This window comes from Faecalibacterium sp. DFI.5.82 (assembly GCF_029076575.1).
Classification (GTDB): Bacteria; Bacillota; Clostridia; order Oscillospirales; family Ruminococcaceae; genus Faecalibacterium; species Faecalibacterium duncaniae.
Map to the genome: position 1 here is coordinate 1 of NZ_JARFIS010000709.1, position 303 is coordinate 303.

A 303-nucleotide genomic window follows, 5' to 3' on the forward strand; every position below is an offset into this window, starting at 1 on the left:
CATGCAGCACCCAGATATCCGGCAGGGGCATCCCGTTGAAGGTGTTGATCTTGCAGGTGGAATAGATGGCCATGTCGCCGAAGATGAGCCGGTCACCCTCGGTCAGGGGGGCGGCAAAGCTGTAATCGCCCACCACGTCCCCGGCAAGGCAGGTGGGGCCGCCCAGCCTGAAGGTGCAGGGCTTTTCCCCCGGCTCGCCCGCGTCCAGCAGGGGCGGGCGGTAGGGCATCTCGATGACATCCGGAGTGTGGCAGGCTGCGGACATATCCAGATTGGCAAGATGTGTCTGACCATTCTGCAGTG

At 63.4% G+C, this 303-nt stretch carries 1 pseudogene; it reads right to left on the reverse strand.

Annotated elements, in window-relative coordinates:
- A pseudogene (locus P0G09_RS18540) lies at nt 1-303 on the reverse strand (carboxynorspermidine decarboxylase); the annotation flags it as partial.